Source organism: Microcoleus sp. N3A4 (genome assembly GCF_036701805.1).
Lineage (GTDB): Bacteria > Cyanobacteriota > Cyanobacteriia > Cyanobacteriales > Microcoleaceae > Microcoleus.
Genome location: NZ_JAUBRJ010000033.1, coordinates 1 through 21,733 on the forward strand (window position 1 = coordinate 1; position 21,733 = coordinate 21,733).

Here is a 21,733-nt window from a genome sequence, read left to right on the forward strand (position 1 = left end):
CGGTTTTTAACCAGACTAGATTATTTTCTCACCAATCCTACCAATATGGTCTGTTGATTTCCGCCGCGCTGTACTAGGCACTATGTTGCCTACCCTACAACAGGCAATTGTGGGAGGAGTAAACACAATTATCAATGTTGATTGGTTGCAGAGCGATAACGCCATTCTCGCCGAACTGAAAGCTGTCCACAATTCATTTATGAATACCTTTGGCGAAAGTATCGGACGATTGCTTGTTGGAATGTTTTTAGGTGGGGGAAAGAGTAACCCCAGATTAAAAATAAATATTACGGGCGCAGCAGCAGTAGCGATTCAAGCTGAACAAGATACAGGAAATAACATAACTGAAGAGTTGATTGATGAATTATCAAATCTTACTAACGCTTTTATTCGGTACGCTCGAAACCTCGCATTCAAGGTGGGTTACATGAACTTGCGAAAATACGCGCGAGAAAATATTCGGACGGGTATCAAGTCGATTGATGAAAAAATTGCTAACTGGGGATTGCAAGAAGGTCAGTCCTTTGTAATCAACCAAAAAATTGATGACAAAATTGAGAAAATTACCGAAAGCAATGCAGATTTGGGTAACTTTCTCGAAGGGCTTAAAGAAGGGGCGCTTGACGGGTTCAATGAATTTGTGGTGATGACATAAATTAACTCCTTTTTTACTCTTAGCCGCCCGTGTTAGCCGGCTAAGTTGGAAAATACACCCAGATACTCAACACAATGGATACAATTACTCGGACTTTTCCGCTAGGACTTACTTCCACTGTTACCTCTACAATTATCGAGTTATGTCATTTTCGGGACATGGCCTTTGACGCTGATGAACGAGTAGGTATTTATTTGGAAGCTTTTTTCTGTAATATGAGCCTAAAAAGCTTCAATTTAGGGGTTTACCCCGACTTTGACGGTGATGAATCAGAAGCCGAGAAAATGGCCAAGTTTAATGCCAGCGAAAATAAGAGTCAAAAACTGGGTTTAAGAATATTAACAAAAAAAAATAATACGGGTGACTGGAGAGAAAAGGCAGAAATAATCCTAGTAAATCGCGGACGCAAAGATTACTTTGATTTGTTGATACCCTATCTTGCTAAAGCTCAAGTACGATTACTTGAAAAAAATGATGCTATAGGAATTCAATTGGTTGACTACGGAAACGGCTTGCTCAAATTAACTGATTTCATAGAGATTGAAGCAGCTTTCACTATAACAATCTCAAAAAAAAATAACATAGAAGCGCTTCAAGCTCGAATAGCGACATTGGAATTAGCACTTGAAGGCAGGTTAATTAACTTACCTTCAAATACCTTATTGGGAAGAAATACTGGAATAGGAGCAGTAGAACAAGTACCCCAATCAAAATTTGCCACTCCAGCAATGATTGACCAAGCAATTGTAGATTGGGTGGGTACATCGCCCACCAATTTAAATACTTTGCTAGAAATTTCGGCTGCGCTAGGTAACGATCCAAATTTTGCCACTACAATTACCAATTTAATTGCGACTAAAGCACCTCTTGCAAGCAGCTTGCAATTAACGAACCGGAGCAACACAGTATCAGCTCCCTTTGATGCGAACAATTGGGTTAATAGTAGTTCTTTTGCCAGTATTAAATGGATTGACGGCGGATATACGAATTTAAATGTGCCAACAAATACGGGAATGATTTTTCAATTTGATAGTCTTTTCGGTACGGTCGCCGCTGGTAAGTATCGAGTGCAGCATTACTATTCAGGTATCCGATATTTTGTAAGAATTGAAAACAACACTGTATGGGGCGGTTGGCGAGAAACCACAACCGTCGCAGTTTAGCTATTAAACGAAATAAATATGCCTAATTTACGCAAAAGCGTCTCGTCGCCTAGTTTAGCAAGAAAGCCTGAAGGTGCGTCAGAAAGTCGCGGTTCCGGACTAAATTTCGCAACAGAAAGAGAAATAGGCTCTATTGGAGGTATTGACGCAAAAGGGAAATTAACGGTAGGTGTTGACAATTTAATAAGTCAGCAAGGCGTCAGCATAGAAGTTGACGCTACAAATAAAACAGTAGGTTTTGGTGCGGGAATAGGCTCAACTCGGAGCAAATTAGGGGTAAACATTGGAGGTAAAGTAAAAACTAACGATGATGGTTCGATTGATATCAAAGAAGCATCGGCAGCAATTAATATCGCAGGTCTTGGTATAGAAGGTAGTGCCGATTACGAAGGTGGCAGAAAAGGTGCTATTTCAATTGCCGGTGCTAAAGTTGAAATAGGAGTCAGCAAAGATGGAAAAAAATCACTTTCACTTTGTTATGGCGTACCTGGGGGGGAATTTTGTGTAACGTTTGAACCCGATCCGGGGATCACCGTACCTGCGCCAGCACCTACGCCAATTTCAACATCAACACCTACGCCAATTATTGCGGCCGAGTGCCATCGCTCTGGCAAATTACTTTATGGGACTTTAAAAAGAACTATTAGCGGCGGATGGAAAGGTTTGAATCCAGACGGAAGTATAAAAAAAATATACCAATACGAATATGTTTATACTCCATTACCCAATGGTAGGTTTTTAAGAACATATACTTTAACTATTTTTGCGACAGGTGCTACAAATACATCACAAGTAGAAGTAACCCTTAATCTTTGGCCTGCGCTTCCCGATGACAGTCGATTTACCCAAGAAATTGCAGAGCCGATATTCCCAGGAGTTGCTTACAACGGTACAGTGGTAGATTCTTATCATGAATACTTTGGTGGCGAAGAAAATCAAGTTATTTGCCTCCCAAACCCTAACGCCCCTCCCCCTACTCCTGTCTCTAATCCTGCAATTAAAATAGAATTACCCAATTACCCCCAACACTATAAACCTATGGAATGCTGCGACCTTATTAAAGAAATTTACCAATACTTGGGAATTGCAAAGCTTAAAAAAAATAAATTCCCGGTAAGTAACGCTTTTCTCGTGCCTGGCGGTAGCGGGAACGATAATTGCCTTGACTATTACAGTATCTTGCAGGCTTATTTAGAATGCTTGCCAACGGCTTAATAATAAATCCTAAAAGTAAACCTTTGGGCAGTGAGTGGCAAAACGCGAATGCCACCGCTTGGGCATCCAGTATGTACGAGATGATGGCTGAGGCCATGAGCGACGGCAATAGTTCTCAACGTTTTGAAATAGCTGCGATGATGCAGCTCGTGCAGATAATGAGCTGCGTTGCTGAGAATGGCAGGAAAATTGAATTTGTAGCAGACGGCGTAGGACTTGAGCCATCATTAGAATCAGAACTGCTGCCAGTTTGTTTCACCATTCACGAAAGTCACAAAGGTTTTGGGAAGAAGGAACTTAAAAAGATTAATGTATCAGGGGCTAAAACAGACAAAGAAGTTGAAGAAAAATTAGGCGCAATGCTGCATCCTAGTTTCGTACCCATCACTAAGTGGAAGTTCAAACCGGGACAGATTTCAATAAGCGAGGCATTAGGACGTGGCTAAATCAACGGGCGGTAAAAGCACATCATCGAGTGGCAAAAGTTCAAGTTCAAGCGGTAGTAGCAAGGGAACTACCGACCAACAGAGAGAGGTAGCTGGTAAAGGTGCAATACGTGAGGAATTTTTGAGAAAAAAAGACGAGCTTATCAAGCTTAAATCTCTGGATATTTTTCTCGTAAAAGACGCAATGGGTATAAACCCTAAAAAAAGCGATATGAAGCCAGAACTGAAGGAGATAGTTAAACGCCTTAAGGTCAAGAAGTCAAAGGTAGTTTAGGAGTGTATTTCCTGGCTTAGCCGGCTAACACGGGCGGCTAAGAGTAAAAAAGGAGTTCAAAGCAGGCACGCTATCCTACTTTTTGCAATAATGTATAAAATAATGCGTTGATTTTTAGTTCCACCGTAATAAACGTAGTTTTACCGTGTTGAGACAAAGTAAGTGTGTTACGCTTGATACGTCATCAATATACGTAAGGACAGTCACAATGAACGTTTGGAGCTTAATGATTGAAGTTTTTAAAATGCTGGTAGAACGGGACGCTATTCTCTCAGAGCGTATCGCAAAACTGGAAGAGGAAAATGGGCTTGAAGTGACCGACGAAAGCGTTACTCAAACTCAGTTACAAGAACTGGTGACGAGGATGTCCGAACAGACTGTCCCACCTGCTATCTAAAATTTAACTGTGGTTTTGATTATCGAGGTTCTAGTTTTACCCGGTGTAACAACCGGGTTTTTGCTGATTGCTGGCTATTACCTTCCTTTTTTACTCTTAGCCGCCCGTGTTAGCCGGCTAAGCTCAGAAATACAGGCACAAACTAAGACAAGCTCCTCTACTTTTGATTCACACTATGCACACAACGTGAGTGAAAGTTTCTGCTTCCGTGCCGTGCGATCGCCAATAAAAAACCGCCCTTTTTAGGGGGCGGTCGGTAGGTGGGTGAACTAGAGGTTAGGGAAACTTGCTTCAGTGTTAACCCCCAGATAATGTTTTTGGATTATTTCTACACTATTGCCGCAAGCGGTAGCCAAAAGTAACAAGTCTGTACCAGCGTGAGCCATAAGGGTAATGAAAGTGTGCCTGGTATGGTAAGGACTTAAGTAGCAGCTTATTTTACCTTCGTTGGCTAACTGCGTAACGATACCAGGATAGACATAGATGTTGTCTTTTGTCCCGCCCCTGGATTTTTGCCATAAATTACCAATCAACGATGTGCGATATGATTGACCAAGGGTATTTGTAAATATCAGGTCAGTAGGTTTAGCGGCTGCGGGCTTGATATTTATCAGTAGATTTTCGAGTTTCGGATACATCTTAAACAGTCGAATCTCCCCAGTCTTTGTAACCTGAGTGTTTTTTAATCGTCCGTTGTAAGATTTACTAAATCGAATATAATCTTTGTCACGCCCCAAAAATACATCCTTCCATTCAAGAGCAAAGGCTTCCCCACTACGACATCCTGTTAGGAACAAAAATTCGATCAAAGGGGCTGCTTGCCTGCAACTTGGCTTATCAGACTCATAAAAAGCCTTGATAATAATGTCACGCTCTTCCTTGGTAAAAGCACGTCGGTCAGACTCATCCGGATTGGTTTCTGTATCCTCTGTATCCCACCATCGTAATATCTTGCCATCCGTACTCATGGTTGATTTGTATTTATCAATCTTGTTATTAGAGACGGCTGTATCTAAAACAAATGGGTTAACCGTGAGTCTTGTCTTACCCTGAGACTGTAAGCGTAAAAATGCTTCAGACAACGCAGCAATTGTCCTATTCTTGACTTTGGGAAAATCCAGATTCGCAATTATATCACTAGCTACATTCTCAGATAAGGGTTGATGGTAGATACCAAGTCCAGTGTCTGAAAACTCACAATTCTTCCTATCCCAAACAAGTCCTTTGACAACATTTGAGTACGTCTTGTGATACTGAATTTCAAACGTTGTGGGCTGTAACTGCGGACGCTTCCAAACCAAGTAATCCTCCCACATTTGACCTACAGTGATTTCTGGTTCAGGTTCGGGGATGGGTGCTGCCAGTTTTAGTTCAGCGGTGTACTTGCTCTTTAAGCCGTACTTGGCAAAAGTGGGGTCAAACAATTGTTGCCAGTCTGGATGCTGTAGGTCGCCTTCGATCCGCCACGCGATAGCGATCGCCTTTTGCTGATTTTCGGGAGTATCCTTCATCCCCAAGCCCTGATGCTTCCGCTTACCCCCAAAAATGGGATTGTACTTGGTACTGAACTGTAACCGGAGTGAACCGTTATCAGACTGAACTTTAATAGTCTCAGGGGTGACTTGCGATTTAGCGTACATATTGGTTTTTCAAGGTTCTGTAAGGGTTTCAAACTTCTATCAAGTTTCTAGCAAACTTCGGTAAATCGAGCTGTGTGCATAGTGTGAGTGAAGCTGTAAAAACAATATAGCATGGTTATAGTCAAAACGCATAGGTCTTGCCGTAAATATTTAACTTGCTGATTATAGACGTTGAGCGTCTTCTGAAGGTAGAACGCAGTAGTCATTAGTCATTAGTCATCAGTCATTAGTCATTAGTCATTAGTCAGATGTTGAAGGAAGATTTTCCAACTCCCCCACTCTCCCACTCTCCCACTCCCCCACTCCCCCACTCTCCCACTCTCCCACTCTCCCACTCTCCCACTCCCCCACTCCCCACTCCCCCACTCCCATTCCCCGCGTGATCGCCGTCACACCTGTGCAAATACTTAGTCACACTCTGCGACTCCGGCTGTCACGGCCGACCCTTAACAATGTCACACCAATCGAGCAATAGCCGTCACTGCCGATTCGCTTAAAACGGTTGATACTGAAACTTCAACCAATAAAACCCAGAAGTGTTATGGTACTGATTCGCGACCTCGCCCAACAAGCTCTGACCCTAGGCTATCTCACTATTGAAGCCGAAAATCAACTGCGGCGGATCTTAACTACTACCAAGTATGACTTGGAAGACTTAAATGCTTTTATGACTTTGCAACTAGCAGCTATGTCCGGTTTGGTGAAACAAGAGTCTCGCGAGCTGAAAAAATTGGAAATTTTTTGCGAGACTATCTCAGAAACTTCTTGTTAATAATTAGTTGGCTTTTAATACATTCAAATTTAGTAAGAAACATTTTGATTATGCTGATTCGTGAAGTTGTACAACAAGCTATTGTCGCTGGATATCTGAGTTTGGAAGCCGAAAAGGAAATGCAGAAGATTTTTTCCTCAGCAAAGTGTGATTTGGAAGATTTGAATGCTTTTATGAGCTTGCAGTTAGCTGCGATGGCGGGTCGGGTGAGGCAAGAGTCTTTTGAATCGATGAATTTGCCAAAAGTTTACGAACAAAATTAATGAGCTTTCTTCAGTTTTCAGGCTGAGAGATATTAACTTCTATGCCAGAAAACAAACTTAGATAATAATTTGATTTTTCCTAATCGTATGTACTAATTAATTATAAAATTATTGATAGCATATTCCAGGTTCATGAAGTACATTCAATATCCCCGTAGGGACAAAGGCTTTCGCCGTGTCCCTACCTCTGCCCTGCAGGGCAAACGCATCATGTCAACAAGCGGGAATTTTACCGTGCTTGTTGCAACTATTATCGATAGCTGTAGTTTATTGAAAAGAGATTTGACTGCCGATAGCGGTGGCTATTCCTCAAAACGCTACTACTATTCTCCCGGCAATTTAGATGCGTTTGCCCTGGGGCGATCGCTTGACATGAGTTTCCTGCTAATTTAGCATATAGAACTGTGTATGTAAATTAAAAAACTTTATATAGCTCGTCCTCAACTGAATTAACACTTGTCTCAGTTACCACCCATCGATACTTGGTGCTTCTTTGTCAAATTTGTGCCGATCTGGTAAATTAAGTCCTGAAGCATTCCTATTAAGATATAAAAATGTAGCTCGTCAGCACGATTTTTCGATCGAGCTGGCGAGAGTGCGTCTCCCCATAAAACCTGCCGCCTGTTTTCTGTCGGCCGATGTATTTTGGTATACTGAAAATTTCCAACTCGATATGAACCAGAAAAAAAATTGGTTTTTTCTATTGGCTGAATCTATAGATTGGCAATACTTAGGAAAAATCGGAGTAGTTGCGATCGCCTACATTTTAGCAGGAAAACTTGCCATTTCAATTCCCGGCGTGAATAATCTAGCTTCCTCTGTTTGGCCCCCTGCTGGAATTGCACAAGCCGCACTACTAATTTTTGGCAAGCGTATCTGGACTGCCATAATTTTGGGAGCATTTTTATTACATATTGTAGTGCAATATCCACTTCCCCATGCCTTGGCCGTAGCCTGCGGCGCGACGCTACAAGCTGTTTCTGCCGTAACTATGCTGAAGCGCGTTGGATTTCATCCAAATCTCGCTCGCCTGATAGATGTCGTCAAGTTAGTTTTTTTCGGAGCTTTTGTAGCCACTCAAATTAATTGTACGATCGGCTCGCTCAGTCTGTGTTTAATGGGCAAACTTTCCTGGGATCAATATTGGCAGACGCGCTGGGAATGGTGGCTGGGAGACGCAATGGGAGTGATTATTTTCACTTCTTTAATCTTGATTTTTTCTCAAAAAAACCAGAAGTCTTTCGATCGGCGATCGTCAAATCACCGCCAAACCATTAAATATTACTTGTGGTCTGCTATATGGCTGATTTCACTGGTAGCCATAAGTGCGCTCGTTTTCGCTGCCAAAAATGATGCCGCGATTTCTCGCTATCCCCTAGAATACTTGCCATTTCCGTTCATAATTTGGGCGACAATTCAATTCGGTCAGCGCTATGCCGTACTGGGTTCCTTTATTGTATCTAGCATCGCCATCTGGGGCGGATCGCAGGGAGTAGGCCCTTTTATGACTAAGGCGGCAAACATTAGCGAAGCCATATTATTATTACAAGCTTTTATGGGGGTAATTACGATTAATTCGCTGTTGTTAGCAGCTACAGTGGCAGAACGCGCTACTGCCGAAAATTCGCTGCAAAAGCTGAATGAAGAGTTAGAAATGAGAGTGGAAGAACGGACTATGGCTCTTCAAAAAACTCTGGCTGCTTTGCAATATCAACAGGAACAATCAGAGCGCTTATTGCTCAATATTTTACCGGAAGCGATCGCCCATCGTCTCAAACAAAGTTCCGATACCATCGCCGATACTTTTGCTGACGTGACTGTCTTATTTGCCGATATAGTTGGCTTTACTCAACTGAGTTCTCGCATTTCTCCCTCAGATTTAGTAGGCTTATTGAATGAGATTTTTTCGGCATTTGACCAGCTTGCTGAAAAGCACGGTTTAGAGAAAATTAAAACAATTGGCGACGCATATATGGTAGTGGGAGGATTGCCAACGCCGCGCCCCGATCATGCCGAGGCGATCGTCGAAATGGCGCTGGATATGCAAGAGACAATTGAAAAATTCAGTTGCGATCACGGCGAATCTATCAAGCTCAGAATCGGCATTAACAGCGGTGCTGTTGTCGCTGGAGTTATCGGCATCAAAAAATTCATCTACGATTTGTGGGGAGATACAGTTAATACAGCTTCTCGCATGGAATCTCACGGATTACCGGGATACATTCACGTCACCTCTGCAACTTACGAATTATTGCAGGATAAGTATATCTTTGAAAATCGCGGTACGATTGAAGTAAAAGGCAAAGGAGAAATGACTACTTATTTTATCAAAGGTAGGCAATTGGCTGTGACAGCAAGATGAAGTGTGAATGTTAATAACGCTAACTGCGATCTGACTAATACCGCGATCGCTTTCCCTATTTAAGCTACGGTAAAAAATATATTTTTTAGCACTACATTCGGAATATTTCCTGTACCTAAAACCTGTGTAGCATCTAAAACTTCTATCCCTACTAATAACTCATTTTCACCAATATTTAAAGTTATTTCCTCGGATAACTGTAAAGTGCGACACTGATGCTTGCCTTCTACAAGTCTAATGTAGAGAGCATCAACCTGTTATCTAATTAATAGTCTCTACTGCTTAGCCTTGTCATTTTATCTTATATTTTCTAAATAAGCAAGGGCATCCACAGCAGATGCCCTCACCAAAACTAACTACGCGCCCACAGCTTCCTTCGCTGCGTACAACACCTCAGCATTAATTAGAGCAATGCCGCGATCGCGAGCAAACTTCTCAGTATTCCGCTTCACCTTACCCCGCACAAAACCAGGGATTTTATTCAATTCAGCTTGTCCATCTTTCGTCCAATTCATATCAGAATCAGCCGAAATCCCCTTAGTAATTACTTCCTTAGTATCGTGACCACCTAAAATTTCTAGCAAGCGATCTTCCATCCCCAAAGTAAAGGAATTATACACCAAATCTACACACTGATTAGTTCCCTCATAACCCAAAAATGGCTTATCATAACCCAATACGGTTCAGATAAGACACTCATGGAGACCAAACCCTCTGAAAAACAGATACTGCGATTGCTTCACTATTCGCTCGCAATGACCAAAAAAACATTAACTGAACCGTATTGCTTTATAAACCAATACGGTTCAGTTAAGCAAAATTGTAGCGAAAATGTTGGGTTTCCTTCCTCAACCCAACCTACGCACGATCGGTTTTTTTAGCACTAACTGAACTGTATTGCTTTATAAACGTGGAATCTGCTGTATAATAAGAAAGTCAATAGATTAAGACTTTTCATAATTGCTATTATCACCTTGAGGCGGGCTTAAAATGCTCACCCTATCAATCAAGTTGAAGCACTGAGACTATTTCCGACTCCGACGCTCTAATTCTTTAATTACTCTCAGAACAAACAGCGACATTAAAGCGCCAATTAATGCAAGTTGCCACAACCCGCATCCTGCAGCAGTTCCTAAAGCTGCTGATACCCAAATAGCGGCGGCAGAGGTGAGCCCGTGAACTTCAACTTTGCCTATTTCTTGTTGACTTTGCCGCAGGATTTCTCCGCCTCCCAAAAACCCAATCCCGGCAGCAATGCCTTGAATTACGCGCTCTACAGCATCTCGTTCGTTTCCATGTTGACCCATTGACAGCGGTATTAAAACAAACAGTGCAGAACCCATACTTACTAGCATATGAGTTCTCAATCCCGCTGGCTTGTGTCTGAGTTGGCGTTCCCATCCAATAATTCCGCCAACAAACATGGCTAGGCACAACCTCAATAGTATGCCTAGCCCATGATCGGGAGACCAAAAGTTAGCGATCGACAATGTTTTACTGCAAATAATTAATCGGAAGATTCCAATATTAGCGGAGCACGATGTCCGATCGCAATCTCACTGCCAAATCTTGTTCCGGGCGAATCACGATCACGTCAACGCTGCGCCGCCCTAACAATACTCCAGCTAAAGCGCCGACGCCAGCGCCTCCCAATACTTCTTCAGTGGCGATCGCCTTGTCGCCGGTAACGCCTGCTAGCGCTGCTGCTGCTGCTGCACCCAATGCTGCACCTTGGGCGATCGAACCTGTGCCAGCACCTTTTTGAACTCTTTCGGTTCTGGTAATAACTCCCGAATTTCCGTCAATCCGATAGCGTTGGCGGCTGCTGACAATTAACTCTCTGGCAACAAATTGAGTACCGATTTGATTGCCTCTTCTGACAGGTTGCAGTGCCCCGACTATCTTGCTGCCTGCGGGGATTAATACTCTGCCTTGAGCTGTGCGGATGTCTCGCGCTACTGTTAATGTTAAAGGTGAAGTTTCATCGGGGGTGACAACAATTTTGTCTTTTTGATAGCTAACTGGAATTACACTGCCCGAGGGAATTCGGATACTATCAAATTGGGAAATTCGTTGTTGAGCTTCTGCGGGAGTAGCTACTACCAGCGGCGCGCTGGTTGCAACTGTAATGCCCAGTGCGAGGATTGCTGCTGTTGCTGAACGCAATTTTTGAGAAGTAATCATATAAATTGTCTCCTTGCTTCGGTTTTGGTTTACTGAGGAACGCACTACTGTTAAATTTGTTTCTGGTTTCGCCTTCATCTGATGTTTTAATTATGGCAGGCTGGAATTCTACAAGTTGGGAAGATAAGGTAGATAATCCAGAATTTTAAAATTTGGAAAAATCGAGAAAATCCGCAAGACAGGGGCGATCGGGAAGATAAGGAAGATAGTCAACAGTCAACAGTCAGCAGTCAGCAGTCAACAGTCAGCAGTCAACAGTCAACAGTCAACAGTCAACAATTAATGGTTGAGAGCGTTTAAGGCTAACAATCCGGCACCGAAAGCTGGTTCGTATCGGGGCAAAATTACCTTAGCTGTCGGGGCGATCGCACTTATTGCCGCTTCAAACCGACCCCGGCAATTTGCTTCGCCACCCCACACACCTCCTACGAGCACAATTTCAAATTCTTCTCTGGGGTTAAATAGGGCTGAAATGGCTATTTTTGTTGAAAAGGTTAATTCTGCCACGGCACTATTAATAATGCCGTCAGCGACGCGATCGCCCTCTGCTGCGACTCGATCGACAATCGGCGCTAAAGCTGCAATTTCTTTCACTCCCCAACCGCGCCGGTAAACGACTTCTACCAATTCTTCCAGGTGATTTAGACCTAAATGGTTTTGAAAATTTTCTGCAAGTGCTGTATAATCTCCGCGTCCGTCATAAAACTTCAAAGCCGCTTGCAAACCCTGAATAGCGATGTCATATCCGCTGCCTTCATCGCCTAAAAGATATCCCCAACCGCCGACTCGTTTCGTTTTCCCTTGACTGTTTTGCCCGAAAACAATTGAACCGGTTCCTGAAATAACGGTGATCCCCACTGGATAGCCCGTGCCGCCAACAAGTGCGATCGCGCAGTCGCTGCAAATTACTATATTCCTAGGCAAGAACGATCGGGTTACTGGTAAAGTATTCGTCAACTGCAAGTTCTGCAATAGAAATTGCACTATTTCAATATCTTTTTGGCGCCCGACGCCTGCTAGTCCCAGACAAATAGCTTCTATGTTGAGATTGCTATTCGCCTCGATTTTAGCGGACACAACTGCTCGTTCGATCGCCAATTGAATGGATTGTTTGGCTCTCTCAATTCCCAGCGTTTGATAATTTGACTGCCCTGCTTCGCCGCGTCCCAAAACAAGGCTGTTTTCGTCCATTAAGATGCAGATAGTTTTTGTGCCGCCGCCGTCGATGCCCAATACATAACTCATGGATAATTTAGAGAATGAACCGCCCAGGAACCCCGCTCAACGCAGATATCTCTATTCTACGCTTTCTATAATTCGATTAAATCGACAGAGCAATGCTAATAAGAATTAAACCTAATAAAGCTAACCAAACGAAATGGCGCTGACACCAATTTTTGATTGATTGCGGCCAGCCGCCGCTGATGTAACGGCTCGTCTGCGGCACAAGCGGCTCAGCTCGATCGTGATAAAGCGTGCATTCTTTGGCAAAAGGACGCTGCGGGTAGTTGCAAGTGTCGTCTTCGTGGTAAATACAGGTAGTGCACAAAAATTCTTCCGATTTCGATCGATAAAGGGGGATACCCGGATGACCGAAAGCTTTGAGAGGGGTTTTGCAGTGCGCGCAGGCGATCGCTCGGGCGTCTACAGGTTGGTGACAGCGGGGGCAATCAGGCATAGACTTTGCTGGTGATAGGGTAATGTTGTCGGTAGCTCATTAGCGGGTTTTCCGAACGCCCATTAGCGCGATCGACTCGCCATCAGGCGGCTGGATGCTCCAAAATAGAAAGGTAGGCGTGCGCTGATGTAACTTTAAGTTTACAGGTGGTTTCGCAGCGACAGCAGGCGACCTGAGCCGATCGGGTATTACGGGGCAAACAACCGGAAAAATCTATGGATAACAATAGCAACTTACTCAAACAACTGGTAATGCTGGGCATTGGTACTACCTCCCTGGTAGCCGAGAAATTGCAGGAAGCTAGCGAGCAATGGGTCAAAGATGGCAAAATCAATCCCGAGCAAGCCAAAACCTTTGTCGATGATATGACTGAGCACCTCAAGTCGGAACAGGGCAATTGGGATACGCAGTTGCAGCGGCAATTGCGGAATATTCTCCAAGATATGGGAGTCCCCCGACAGTCCGAAATGGATGAGTTGCGGGGCAGGCTCGATCGTTTGGAACGTCAGATGCGGGATTTAGAAAACCGTAACTGGCGCTGAGTTCGATCGCCCGGGAGCGGTTCGCTGTTATCTTGTGATAAAATTGTCACCCGAAGGCAGAAGGCTCGAGAAGGCACTTATGTAGAATTACAAACATTCTGACTTCATACTTTTGTCTTTAAAATGAGCTGGCACCTGCCATCTTTTGGCGGAAAAGTTCAGATAAAATTTGGTGATTCTTGTTGTAATAGATGTCTTAGATATCTGAGATATCGCGGTTATAAAGTATCAGGAGGATTAATTTTGCGAGGAGTTCTAGTCAGCTTGGGGGTAATGCTGGTTTGCTTTGTGTTTTTGATCGTCGCTCAAATGAGCGGTTCTGGGCCCCAAGCAGTTGCCGCCGAATTAAATAATCCTTCACCCGAGACTGCTATTGAGAAGTTGTCAGCGCAGTCTTTGAATGAAGAAGATAGCTTGCTAGTAGCTGATGCTACTTTACCGGATGTACCAGCTACTATCGCTGGCAATAACATGACTGATAATACTGAGAAAATTGTCACCACAGATTCAGGTCTGAAATATGTTGAATTGAAAGAAGGTAATGGGGCGACTCCAAAAAAAGGCCAGACGGTTGTGGTGCACTACACGGGCACTTTGGAAGATGGCACGAAGTTTGACAGTTCGCGCGATCGCAATTCTCCTTTTCAGTTCAAAATTGGCGTAGGTCAAGTAATTAAGGGTTGGGATGAAGGTGTCGGTACGATGAAAGTTGGAGAGCGCCGCAAGTTAATTATTCCCCCTGAACTAGGTTACGGCGCTCGCGGTGCGGGCGGGGTAATTCCTCCTAATGCTACGCTGATTTTTGATGTGGAATTGTTGAAAATTGCTGGCTAGGTAGCTCAACCTAATTAAACGTAAAACTTTGACGGTGTTTAGAAACCCGGTTTTTCAAATAAACCGGGTTTTTTGGGTTAGCGTGCGTCCAGGACTGTACAAATAAAGAAACCCGGTTTCTCAAATAAACCGGGTTTCTGGGATGACAGAAAAATCAACTAATTATTACTTGGTTTTCTTCTTCGTCGCAGTCGCAGTCGCCGTCTTTTTAGCACTGGTTTTCTTCGCCGCAGTCTCTGTCTTTTTAGCAGTGGTTTTCTTCGCCGCAGTCTTCTCAGTTGCAGTTTCCGACTTTGCCGCCGCAGTCTTGGTTGACTTCTTCGACTTGCTGCTAGTTTTTCCCCTGCTGCTGGCTGGGTTATACGGGGAGTTTGTCGATCGCACATATCGCCTTTCTGGCAGTCCAGGAGATTTTAGACCAGCGCGAGGTGAGGGATATGGGGTTTGGGCGATCGAACAGAAGGATCTGGTTTCGCGGTTACGGTTGCGTCCAATTCACCGCGCTTGTTTTGGGAAGTCGCCCGATTTTTGAGGCGGCGATCGGGTAAAAATGTGGTTGAACTGCGTGAAATGGTAAGGTGTTCGACAGAAGATGCGATCGACCTAGCGCCTAAAATAAGCAGCGGCTACTAACCTCGATCGCTCGCGGATAACCTTGTTTTTGTAAGTATGAAGTTCAAGACCGTAAAAGAAGTTATATCCTGGAAAAACTTTATACTAGATGGTGAAATATATGATTTATCACATCTTAATGCTGACTGGGTTGAATATCTCGACAAAAGAGATGAAAAAAATATAATTACGTACAACTTTATAGTAACTTATGGTTTACATTGTTTTACTAAAGATTCTGATGATATTTCTAGCGAAGAATCACAGTTATTAATGTACAATGGGCCGAGAGAGTCCAGAACATTTAATTTTGAGAGATACCAACTCTCAAAGCAATTACCGAGTATTGTCAAGTCATTGGGAGAGAAGGAAACGTTAGTTTGTCACGCTGGGTATGGAAAATTTGCCATCGTTAAAGTTTTGGATTCAAACGGTATAGAGGTTGAGTATTTCGTTGCTTTTGCCGCATTTAGAGAAAGTAAAAGGCTGAGATTACACATACACAGTGCTTATCCTATATACGAAGGCATAGGTAAAGTAAAGAAAGTGGGCTTTTTCGTCATAGCCAAAAATTTATTGCAGAATAAGGAATTACCGAAGCCCTAAAATAACAAAGGCTCCTTAAGGAGCCTTCGCCAAAATATAAATTTTGGTATTCAGAACGTCTTTACCGGAATTCCTCGACCCTCGTGGGTAACGGGATGTCATGATTAGATCATGTCTGCTGCATCCATAGGTCTAATATAATTCATGGTTTGGATCTGTGTCAAGTTTTACTCAAGCAAAGTATTAAAATTTTCCAGTGTGGGCGATTTGCGGTATAGTACGCTTTCTAGTTCTGGATTGTCGCAGTTTTGTCGTGAAAGTCGATCGCACATATCGCCTTTGTTGCGGCCCAGGAGATTTTAGACCAGCGCGAGGTCAGGGATAGGGGGTTTGTGCGATCCGTCACGCAAACGCGCGTTAAGTTGTTTAATCCGCGCACTCAACAATGATCACAATATTTTGCTGCGAGTGAAGACGCTTAAACCCCACATTTGAATGAATATTAACCTGCTTGTGCCAAAGAACGAACTGTTAAGATTTCATCAGGGCGGAGAACTTCTACAGTAGAGATTGGGACGGCTATGACTGTCATAGACTCACCAACAGCATTAAATATTTCCAACAGACAGCCCTCTTCACCACCACTAGGATGAGAAACAAAATTAACCAGTGTTGCAATATCTCCTGCTTTGAGTTGATATTCTGGTAAGTCACGGGTTAAAGCAGCTTCCTGATATAGCTCTAGGGTCATGTCAATTCTCCTTGCATTCACAGAACTTGATGAATGCTCTCAACAATCTGCTCAATAAAGTCTACTGCATCTCCAACAAGCACCTCGTCAATATTCCATCTATTTCCGATGTTAAAAGTTGGATCTATATCAGCTTCATGAGCAATCTTATTTCTCCGATCAACTATGGAATTGAGTTGTTGCTTAATATCTTGTGCTGGTCTGCTTATCTTATTAGCCACCTCATCCCACAAGTTTTTGTCTGAAATATATCTAATTGCCTCAGCAATTTTTTTGGGTTGCTGGAAGCTCTGATATCCCAGACGTTCTCTAATCTCATCCTCCAACCAAGAGGCATTATTCAGCCTGTTCACAACGCTACTTGATATTGCAGGGATTAAGGCTGCAACCGTATAAGATTGTTGGAGAAAAGCATAACCGTGAGTTTGTTCAATTTCAGTTTCCAGCCATGAGGCAATATCAATCGCCGCTAATCGCTCCTGACGAGCGCCACCCAACGACACATTAAAACGTGAGAATGCTGACTGAGTAGTATTTGCTGAAGGCGTTGGTTCAGAACGTTGTCCTCGATGAATTTCTAACATTCCTAATGTCACAACCTCATGCACGTAATAATCCAACGCGCTCACTGCAAGAACTAGCGCGGCTCGTAGCATATCGGACACATCTAGCGCACCAGTAGCTTGAGCTTTAACGGAATTATGAAGGTCAATTAGGTCTCGGACGCGACCAATGCTAATACGAAATTGGTCAAGCGCTGACTGCATATACGGAGCTTTCTGAACTTAATGCAATGATTTTATCTGCTAAGTCTGAAAAAGTTTGTCTAAACTCTTCCTGCTTCTTCTTGTTTTGCTCCAAGACAATCCCTGTTTGTCCCAATTGCTGAGGCGTTAAGGCATAAACTGGTGTTCGATGTTCTTGAGACAGAGCAATCAGACTGTTAAAGTTTGAAATCTTCGCAAGGGAGAGGCTGTCTTTAAGTCCCTGCTCCCGGTAAGCCTGGTCTGGCAGCATCATATTGCTTTGGCGTAGGGTGGGAATCAATTTGTCAGAAACAGTTTTCTCAATCTTCTCAATCCAGGTTTGGAAAGCAGCAGTTTCTTTGCCTCGAATGATTCGATAGTTCTGAACAATTGTCCCTAAAAAACGTAGAGTAATGTCAGGAAACGGATAATTTGCTTCTTTCAGGATTTGGAGTGAGCTTGCCGACTTTGCCCAGGCATACCATCTTGGCAAGACCTTAGCCAAAGAGTCGATTGCCATCACGGAGAAAAAGTCAGCAGTAGTAGGCACTAAGAAAAAGTCACTGATCATCAGCAGATTCTGATTAATTGAACCTAAGCTTGGACTCATATCAATCAGCATATAATCTGCATTAAACTTAGTCGCTGTCTTTTCAAGCAAATCATTGATAGAACCTGGTAAATTCTTCAGAGTTTGAATTGAGCCACTTAATTCTTGAGCAATACCTAGTGTCACTTCATACTCAGCCAAACCAACATTACCAGGTAGAAGGAATAAATCATCCCGACGTTGTATTGGGATACAATCCACAGCTTCAATTGCTTTTGGTTGTGACTCAAAAGCGGGAGCGAGTCCTGTCTTTATGTTTGAGGTGGTATTGTAGATTTCTTGAATTCTTGCCTCATCATCCTCAGTTGCTTCTCCCAGAGCGATGCCAGTGAGGTTACATTGTGGATCGGTATCCACAAGAATCACTCTTTTTCCTTTCTCAGCAAGCATCCAGCCTAGATTAAACGTAGTTGTGGTCTTACTAACCCCGCCCTTGTGGTTGAATAGGGCAATTTTCTGAACCATTGCATCAAGCCTTTTTGTAAATGTCGCGATCGCTGGTCATCCCAAACAGAACCCTGAAAGCGAAGAATTATTTCGCCTCTAACCATAAGTATAACTTGGAGCCTTCTGGCTGGAGTCTTGTACCCAAAAAAACTAAGTTTCCACCCAACAATTTCAAAGTGGCTTCCATACACTTAAGCAGAGCAAGCTAATTAAGCGTTAACCCGCAAATGCGGACTCAACACCTCAGATCATCCGAAAGTATCGCATATTTTGTATACTGTCAAGTTCTACTTAAGAAAATTATCCAAAATTTCCAGCTCGGTGGGTCGTAATGCCCTAGGACACTCTAACCCAATTTTAAGGACTGAAGTCCTTACTACAAACCTAAATTTGTGCAGTATTTTACCAACAAAAAAACCGGGCGAGCACGGGGGCACCGCCCCTACACCGTCCGGGTTTTTCGATGAGTGAAAACTAAACTAAATTCAAGTTGTCTTCTTCTTAGTCGCCGTCGCAGTCGCCGTCTTTTTAGCAGTGGTTTTCTTCGCCCCAGTCGTCGTCTTTTTAGCAGTGGTTTTCTTCGCCGCAGTCTTCTCAGTTGCAGTTTCCGACTTCGCCGCCGCAGTCTTAGTAGACTTCTTCGACTTGCTGCTAGATTTACCGCCTCCCGCTGCTTCCTTGGTTGCTAACAATTCCAGTGCTCTTTGTAAGGTGAAATTCTCCACAGATTCATCCTTGGACAAAGAAGCATTGATATCGCCGTGTTTCACATAGGGGCCGTAGCGGCCATCGTAAACATTGATGGGTTCTCCCGACTCTGGATGCGCGCCCAATTCCTTCAAAGGTGTGGTGGCTTTGCTGCGGCCGCGGGCGGCTTTCGGCTGCGATAATAACTCTAAAGCCCGATCGAGCTCGATCGTCAAAACATCATCCGGCGGTTTGATCGATCGATAATCTTTCCCCACCTTACCCTGGTCGTGCACCACATAAGGCCCGTACATCCCCAAATTAGCTTGCACCTTCGCCCCCGTCTCCGGGTGAGTGCCCAACAAGCGAGGTAAAGTCAACAAACTCACCGCCATATCCAGCGTCACGCTATCCTTATCCGTTCCCTTCGGTAAAGAAGCCCGCTTCGGTTTCTTGTTCGTTTCCGAAACTTCGCCTAACTGAACGTATGGCCCATAACTGCCAATCAGCACAAAAATCGGTTCCCCGGTTTCCGGGTGAAGACCCAATTTTTCGGGGCCTTCCGTTTTTTGCTTTAACAGAAACTCCACTTGTTCCGGGTCTAAATCTGCCGGCGTCAAATCTTGGGGAATCGATGCTTTTACCAGGCCTTCTTCGCTTTCAGATTCCAGGTATGCGCCAAATTTGCCGATGCAGACTTTAGCAGAAATATTCTCCAAAACCACAGTTCGGGCAACTTTCGCGTCAATCTGACTTTCCTGTTCTTTGACTTGGGTTGCGAGTCCGGTTTCCCCTGTATAAAACTTTTGCAAATACGGCAGCCATTTCGCCTCGCCGGTGGCAATTTCATCGAGGGTTTGTTCCATTCGGGAAGTAAAACCCGTGTCTACTAAATCGGGAAAATGTGTTTCCAATAAAGTCGTGACGGCGAAAGCGGTGAATGTCGGAATTAGCGCGTTAGCTATTAATTTCGCGTATCCCCGATCGACAATTGTACCGATAATACTCGCATAGGTACTCGGACGCCCCACACCTTCGCTTTCGAGCATTTTGACCAGAGAAGCTTCCGTGTAGCGGGCGGGAGGTTGAGTTTCGTGCCCGATCGCCTCTAAATCCTTACAATTAGGTTTATCGCCCACCTTCAGCGCCGGCAAAATCACCTCTTGGTCTTCCAACGCCGCATTCGGATCGTCGGAACCTTCCACGTAGGCGCGCAAAAAGCCGGGAAAATCAATGCGTTTGCCGCTGGAACGGAAACCGGCATCTTCTACCTGAGTTAATACCGTGACGTGAGTTTGGCGGGAATCGGCCATTTGAGAAGCCACAGTCCGCTTCCAAATCAAATCGTAGAGGCGGAAATCAATCCCATCCAATCCGGTTTGCTGCGGAGTCCGAAAAGTGCTGCCGGCGGGACGGATAGCTTCGTGGGCTTCCTGCGCGCCTTTGCTTTTCGTCGTGTATTTGCGCGGTTGGGGGCTGAGGTATTCGCTGCCGTAAAGTTCTTGCACGCAACTCCGGGCGGCGGCGATCGCCTGTTCGGACAAATGCACCGAATCCGTCCGCATATAGGTGATAAAACCGCGTTCGTAGAGACTTTGGGCAATTCGCATAGTTTCCCGCGCACCCAGCCTGAGCTTGCGGTTAGCTTCCTGCTGCAAAGTCGAGGTCGTAAACGGCGGCGACGGTTTGCGGGTGACTGGCCGTTCTTCAATATTGCCGACAGTCCAGGGTTTGTTTTGAATGCGCGAGAGTAAAGCCCGCGCCTGTTCTTCGTTCAGCAAAAGTACGCGGCGGCCGGAGATAATTTGCCCGGTATTTTCATCAAAATCGCTGCCGTTTGCAACTTTCACATTGCCGACTGTCACGAGTTTGGCGTCAAAGGAAATCTTGCCCTTTTCCAAAAGGGCTTTCAAATCCCAGTAGCTACCTTGGCGGAAGGCGCGGCGTTCCCGTTCCCGGCGTACCAAAAGCCTGACTGCGACTGACTGGACTCGGCCTGCGGACAAACCCCAAGCGATTTTTTTCCACAGTAGCGGAGAGAGGGTGTAACCGACGAGTCTGTCGAGAATCCGGCGAGTTTCTTGGGCTTGTACGACTCGATTGTCGATATCGCGACAGTGAGTCAAAGCATCGCGGATGGCTTCGCGGGTGATTTCGTGGAACACCATCCGCTTGATGGGAACTTTGGGTTTGAGGATTTGCAGCAAATGCCAGGAAATGCTTTCGCCTTCCCGGTCTTCGTCCGTGGCTAGAATCAGTTCTGTGGCGTCTTTGAGGGCGTCTTTGAGTTCTTTAACAATTTTCTTTTTATCTTTCGGGATGACGTAGAGGGGTTCAAAGTCTGCCTCCACGTTTACGCCGAGTTGCGCCCATTTTTCTCCTTTAACGGCTTCTGGTATTTCTTCGGCAGAGGATGGGAGGTCGCGCACGTGACCCATCGATGCCTCTACGCGGTAGGTGGAGGGCAGGAAGTTGCGAATGGTGCGGGCTTTGGTCGGAGATTCGACGATGACTAAGGTTGACATGGCATCTTTTAAATATGGATGGCAGCGCAGCTAGAGGGTCTAAGTTAGAGAGTGTAGGTCAGATGTCAAGGCTTCTTTCAACTTTGGGCGATTATTTTCAAACTACCTTAATTTTTAAGTTACTGCCGATCGGGTTGCAGGTGACAAACTGATGGGATTTTACTGCTTTCGGGGCAGAGGCTGCGAATCGCGTCTCTACAAGATGCACCGGATGATGACCTGACTTTAGCAGAATTGTCGGTAACTGGATGCTGAGACTGCTGGATGCGGGCGGATGGTTCCTCAATCTGGTTGTAACTTGAAGCTTGGGGCGATCGATTTTAGATTTTAGATTTTAGATTTTAGATTTTAGATTTTAGATTGGGAAAGATTTACTCAGTAGAG

Annotated in this window: 23 protein-coding genes and 2 pseudogenes; 14 read left to right on the plus strand and 11 right to left on the minus strand. The window is 44.4% G+C overall.

The features are described from left to right. Window positions 1-82 precede the first annotated feature (82 nt). The 6 genes from QUA56_RS19340 to QUA56_RS19365 all read left to right on the plus strand — a co-directional run bounded on the left by QUA56_RS19340 (window position 83) and on the right by QUA56_RS19365 (window position 4,150). Window positions 83-655, plus strand: a complete 573-nt coding sequence (locus QUA56_RS19340) for a hypothetical protein (RefSeq protein ID WP_333360497.1) — start codon at window positions 83-85, stop codon at window positions 653-655. A gap of 74 nt (window positions 656-729) precedes the next feature. Next, a complete protein-coding gene (locus tag QUA56_RS19345; RefSeq protein WP_333360499.1) occupies window positions 730-1,818 on the plus strand; it encodes a hypothetical protein in 1,089 nt (362 codons plus the stop codon). An 18-nt stretch (window positions 1,819-1,836) separates the two neighbouring features. Next, window positions 1,837-3,033, plus strand: coding sequence for a hypothetical protein (locus QUA56_RS19350; RefSeq protein ID WP_333360500.1), 1,197 nt, complete (start codon window positions 1,837-1,839; stop codon window positions 3,031-3,033). Window positions 3,034-3,056: 23 nt separating this feature from the next. Then, window positions 3,057-3,479, plus strand: a complete 423-nt coding sequence (locus QUA56_RS19355; RefSeq protein ID WP_333360502.1) for a hypothetical protein — start codon at window positions 3,057-3,059, stop codon at window positions 3,477-3,479. After that, entirely contained in the window at window positions 3,472-3,753 is a 282-nt protein-coding gene (locus QUA56_RS19360; protein WP_333360504.1) for a hypothetical protein, read from the plus strand. The genes QUA56_RS19355 and QUA56_RS19360 overlap by 8 nt, the downstream gene beginning before the upstream one ends. Before the next feature lie 208 nt (window positions 3,754-3,961). Next, complete coding sequence (locus tag QUA56_RS19365; protein WP_333360506.1) at window positions 3,962-4,150, plus strand: hypothetical protein; 189 nt, start codon at window positions 3,962-3,964, stop codon at window positions 4,148-4,150. A gap of 269 nt (window positions 4,151-4,419) precedes the next feature. Here QUA56_RS19365 and QUA56_RS19370 read toward each other — a convergent pair whose 3' ends face one another. Next, window positions 4,420-5,790 (minus strand): tyrosine-type recombinase/integrase, encoded by a 1,371-nt coding sequence (locus QUA56_RS19370; RefSeq protein WP_333360508.1) that lies wholly within the window; start codon window positions 5,788-5,790, stop codon window positions 4,420-4,422. A gap of 541 nt (window positions 5,791-6,331) precedes the next feature. Here QUA56_RS19370 and QUA56_RS19375 point away from each other — a divergent pair. The 4 genes from QUA56_RS19375 to QUA56_RS19390 all read left to right on the plus strand — a co-directional run bounded on the left by QUA56_RS19375 (window position 6,332) and on the right by QUA56_RS19390 (window position 9,187). Continuing rightward, a complete protein-coding gene (locus QUA56_RS19375; RefSeq protein WP_333360510.1) occupies window positions 6,332-6,562 on the plus strand; it encodes a hypothetical protein in 231 nt (76 codons plus the stop codon). 50 nt (window positions 6,563-6,612) lie between these two features. After that, window positions 6,613-6,825: a hypothetical protein gene (locus tag QUA56_RS19380; protein ID WP_340094408.1), complete on the plus strand. Its 213-nt coding sequence runs from the start codon at window positions 6,613-6,615 to the stop codon at window positions 6,823-6,825. A 234-nt stretch (window positions 6,826-7,059) separates the two neighbouring features. After that, the gene (locus QUA56_RS19385) at window positions 7,060-7,218 is read left to right on the plus strand and encodes a hypothetical protein (protein ID WP_333360512.1); all 159 of its coding nucleotides are present in this window, start codon (window positions 7,060-7,062) and stop codon (window positions 7,216-7,218) included. A gap of 280 nt (window positions 7,219-7,498) precedes the next feature. Then, window positions 7,499-9,187 (plus strand): adenylate/guanylate cyclase domain-containing protein, encoded by a 1,689-nt coding sequence (locus QUA56_RS19390; RefSeq protein WP_333360514.1) that lies wholly within the window; start codon window positions 7,499-7,501, stop codon window positions 9,185-9,187. A 59-nt stretch (window positions 9,188-9,246) separates the two neighbouring features. Here the strand turns inward: QUA56_RS19390 and QUA56_RS19395 are convergent. The 6 genes and pseudogenes from QUA56_RS19395 to QUA56_RS19420 form a co-directional block, all read right to left on the minus strand. Beyond that, window positions 9,247-9,432, minus strand: a pseudogene (locus QUA56_RS19395) (DUF2283 domain-containing protein); the annotation flags it as partial. 111 nt (window positions 9,433-9,543) lie between these two features. Beyond that, a pseudogene (locus QUA56_RS19400) lies at window positions 9,544-9,864 on the minus strand (ferredoxin:protochlorophyllide reductase (ATP-dependent) subunit B); the annotation flags it as partial. Between the two features lie 348 nt (window positions 9,865-10,212). After that, complete coding sequence (locus tag QUA56_RS19405) at window positions 10,213-10,611, minus strand: MgtC/SapB family protein (RefSeq protein ID WP_333360516.1); 399 nt, start codon at window positions 10,609-10,611, stop codon at window positions 10,213-10,215. Between the two features lie 103 nt (window positions 10,612-10,714). Then, window positions 10,715-11,371 carry a hypothetical protein gene (locus QUA56_RS19410; protein WP_333360518.1) on the minus strand — a complete coding sequence of 219 codons (657 nt, stop codon included), beginning with the start codon at window positions 11,369-11,371 and terminating at the stop codon, window positions 10,715-10,717. A 279-nt stretch (window positions 11,372-11,650) separates the two neighbouring features. Beyond that, window positions 11,651-12,616 (minus strand): BadF/BadG/BcrA/BcrD ATPase family protein, encoded by a 966-nt coding sequence (locus tag QUA56_RS19415; protein ID WP_333360520.1) that lies wholly within the window; start codon window positions 12,614-12,616, stop codon window positions 11,651-11,653. 76 nt (window positions 12,617-12,692) lie between these two features. Continuing rightward, window positions 12,693-13,049 (minus strand): zinc ribbon domain-containing protein, encoded by a 357-nt coding sequence (locus QUA56_RS19420; RefSeq protein WP_333360522.1) that lies wholly within the window; start codon window positions 13,047-13,049, stop codon window positions 12,693-12,695. Window positions 13,050-13,264: 215 nt separating this feature from the next. Between QUA56_RS19420 and QUA56_RS19425 the strand changes: the two genes are divergently transcribed. The 4 genes from QUA56_RS19425 (at window position 13,265) to QUA56_RS19440 (ending at window position 15,643) form a co-directional block, all read left to right on the plus strand. Then, window positions 13,265-13,591, plus strand: a complete 327-nt coding sequence (locus QUA56_RS19425) for a phasin family protein (protein WP_006634797.1) — start codon at window positions 13,265-13,267, stop codon at window positions 13,589-13,591. A gap of 243 nt (window positions 13,592-13,834) precedes the next feature. After that, the gene (locus tag QUA56_RS19430) at window positions 13,835-14,425 is read left to right on the plus strand and encodes an FKBP-type peptidyl-prolyl cis-trans isomerase (protein WP_333360524.1); all 591 of its coding nucleotides are present in this window, start codon (window positions 13,835-13,837) and stop codon (window positions 14,423-14,425) included. Between the two features lie 142 nt (window positions 14,426-14,567). Beyond that, a complete protein-coding gene (locus QUA56_RS19435) occupies window positions 14,568-14,957 on the plus strand; it encodes a hypothetical protein (RefSeq protein ID WP_333360526.1) in 390 nt (129 codons plus the stop codon). A 137-nt stretch (window positions 14,958-15,094) separates the two neighbouring features. Further along, window positions 15,095-15,643 (plus strand): hypothetical protein, encoded by a 549-nt coding sequence (locus tag QUA56_RS19440; protein ID WP_333360528.1) that lies wholly within the window; start codon window positions 15,095-15,097, stop codon window positions 15,641-15,643. A gap of 442 nt (window positions 15,644-16,085) precedes the next feature. Here the strand turns inward: QUA56_RS19440 and QUA56_RS19445 are convergent, their stop codons facing one another. The 4 genes from QUA56_RS19445 to topA form a co-directional block, all read right to left on the minus strand. Continuing rightward, window positions 16,086-16,334 carry a DUF4926 domain-containing protein gene (locus tag QUA56_RS19445; RefSeq protein ID WP_333360530.1) on the minus strand — a complete coding sequence of 83 codons (249 nt, stop codon included), beginning with the start codon at window positions 16,332-16,334 and terminating at the stop codon, window positions 16,086-16,088. 17 nt (window positions 16,335-16,351) lie between these two features. Then, window positions 16,352-17,101 carry a HEPN domain-containing protein gene (locus QUA56_RS19450; RefSeq protein ID WP_333360532.1) on the minus strand — a complete coding sequence of 250 codons (750 nt, stop codon included), beginning with the start codon at window positions 17,099-17,101 and terminating at the stop codon, window positions 16,352-16,354. Continuing rightward, window positions 17,085-18,155, minus strand: a complete 1,071-nt coding sequence (locus QUA56_RS19455; RefSeq protein ID WP_333360534.1) for an AAA family ATPase — start codon at window positions 18,153-18,155, stop codon at window positions 17,085-17,087. Before QUA56_RS19455 ends, QUA56_RS19450 begins: the two co-directional genes overlap by 17 nt. A gap of 467 nt (window positions 18,156-18,622) precedes the next feature. Continuing rightward, entirely contained in the window at window positions 18,623-21,349 is a 2,727-nt protein-coding gene (topA, locus tag QUA56_RS19460) for a type I DNA topoisomerase (RefSeq protein WP_333360536.1), read from the minus strand. Window positions 21,350-21,733 lie beyond the last annotated feature (384 nt).

Bases quoted from the DNA above. Each gene is read 5' to 3' on its own strand.
- QUA56_RS19340 (WP_333360497.1), top strand. From the start codon at position 83: ATGTTGCCTACCCTACAACAGGCAATTGTGGGAGGAGTAAACACAATT.
- QUA56_RS19345 (WP_333360499.1), top strand. From the start codon at position 730: ATGGATACAATTACTCGGACTTTTCCGCTAGGACTTACTTCCACTGTT.
- QUA56_RS19350 (WP_333360500.1), top strand. From the start codon at position 1,837: ATGCCTAATTTACGCAAAAGCGTCTCGTCGCCTAGTTTAGCAAGAAAG.
- QUA56_RS19365 (WP_333360506.1), top strand. From the start codon at position 3,962: ATGAACGTTTGGAGCTTAATGATTGAAGTTTTTAAAATGCTGGTAGAA.
- QUA56_RS19370 (WP_333360508.1), bottom strand. From the start codon at position 5,790: ATGTACGCTAAATCGCAAGTCACCCCTGAGACTATTAAAGTTCAGTCT.
- QUA56_RS19375 (WP_333360510.1), top strand. From the start codon at position 6,332: ATGGTACTGATTCGCGACCTCGCCCAACAAGCTCTGACCCTAGGCTAT.
- QUA56_RS19380 (WP_340094408.1), top strand. From the start codon at position 6,613: ATGCTGATTCGTGAAGTTGTACAACAAGCTATTGTCGCTGGATATCTG.
- QUA56_RS19390 (WP_333360514.1), top strand. From the start codon at position 7,499: ATGAACCAGAAAAAAAATTGGTTTTTTCTATTGGCTGAATCTATAGAT.
- QUA56_RS19405 (WP_333360516.1), bottom strand. From the start codon at position 10,611: ATGTTTGTTGGCGGAATTATTGGATGGGAACGCCAACTCAGACACAAG.
- QUA56_RS19410 (WP_333360518.1), bottom strand. From the start codon at position 11,371: ATGATTACTTCTCAAAAATTGCGTTCAGCAACAGCAGCAATCCTCGCA.
- QUA56_RS19415 (WP_333360520.1), bottom strand. From the start codon at position 12,616: ATGAGTTATGTATTGGGCATCGACGGCGGCGGCACAAAAACTATCTGC.
- QUA56_RS19420 (WP_333360522.1), bottom strand. From the start codon at position 13,049: ATGCCTGATTGCCCCCGCTGTCACCAACCTGTAGACGCCCGAGCGATC.
- QUA56_RS19425 (WP_006634797.1), top strand. From the start codon at position 13,265: ATGGATAACAATAGCAACTTACTCAAACAACTGGTAATGCTGGGCATT.
- QUA56_RS19435 (WP_333360526.1), top strand. From the start codon at position 14,568: ATGACAGAAAAATCAACTAATTATTACTTGGTTTTCTTCTTCGTCGCA.
- QUA56_RS19440 (WP_333360528.1), top strand. From the start codon at position 15,095: ATGAAGTTCAAGACCGTAAAAGAAGTTATATCCTGGAAAAACTTTATA.
- QUA56_RS19445 (WP_333360530.1), bottom strand. From the start codon at position 16,334: ATGACCCTAGAGCTATATCAGGAAGCTGCTTTAACCCGTGACTTACCA.
- QUA56_RS19450 (WP_333360532.1), bottom strand. From the start codon at position 17,101: ATGCAGTCAGCGCTTGACCAATTTCGTATTAGCATTGGTCGCGTCCGA.
- QUA56_RS19455 (WP_333360534.1), bottom strand. From the start codon at position 18,155: ATGGTTCAGAAAATTGCCCTATTCAACCACAAGGGCGGGGTTAGTAAG.
- topA (WP_333360536.1), bottom strand. From the start codon at position 21,349: ATGTCAACCTTAGTCATCGTCGAATCTCCGACCAAAGCCCGCACCATT.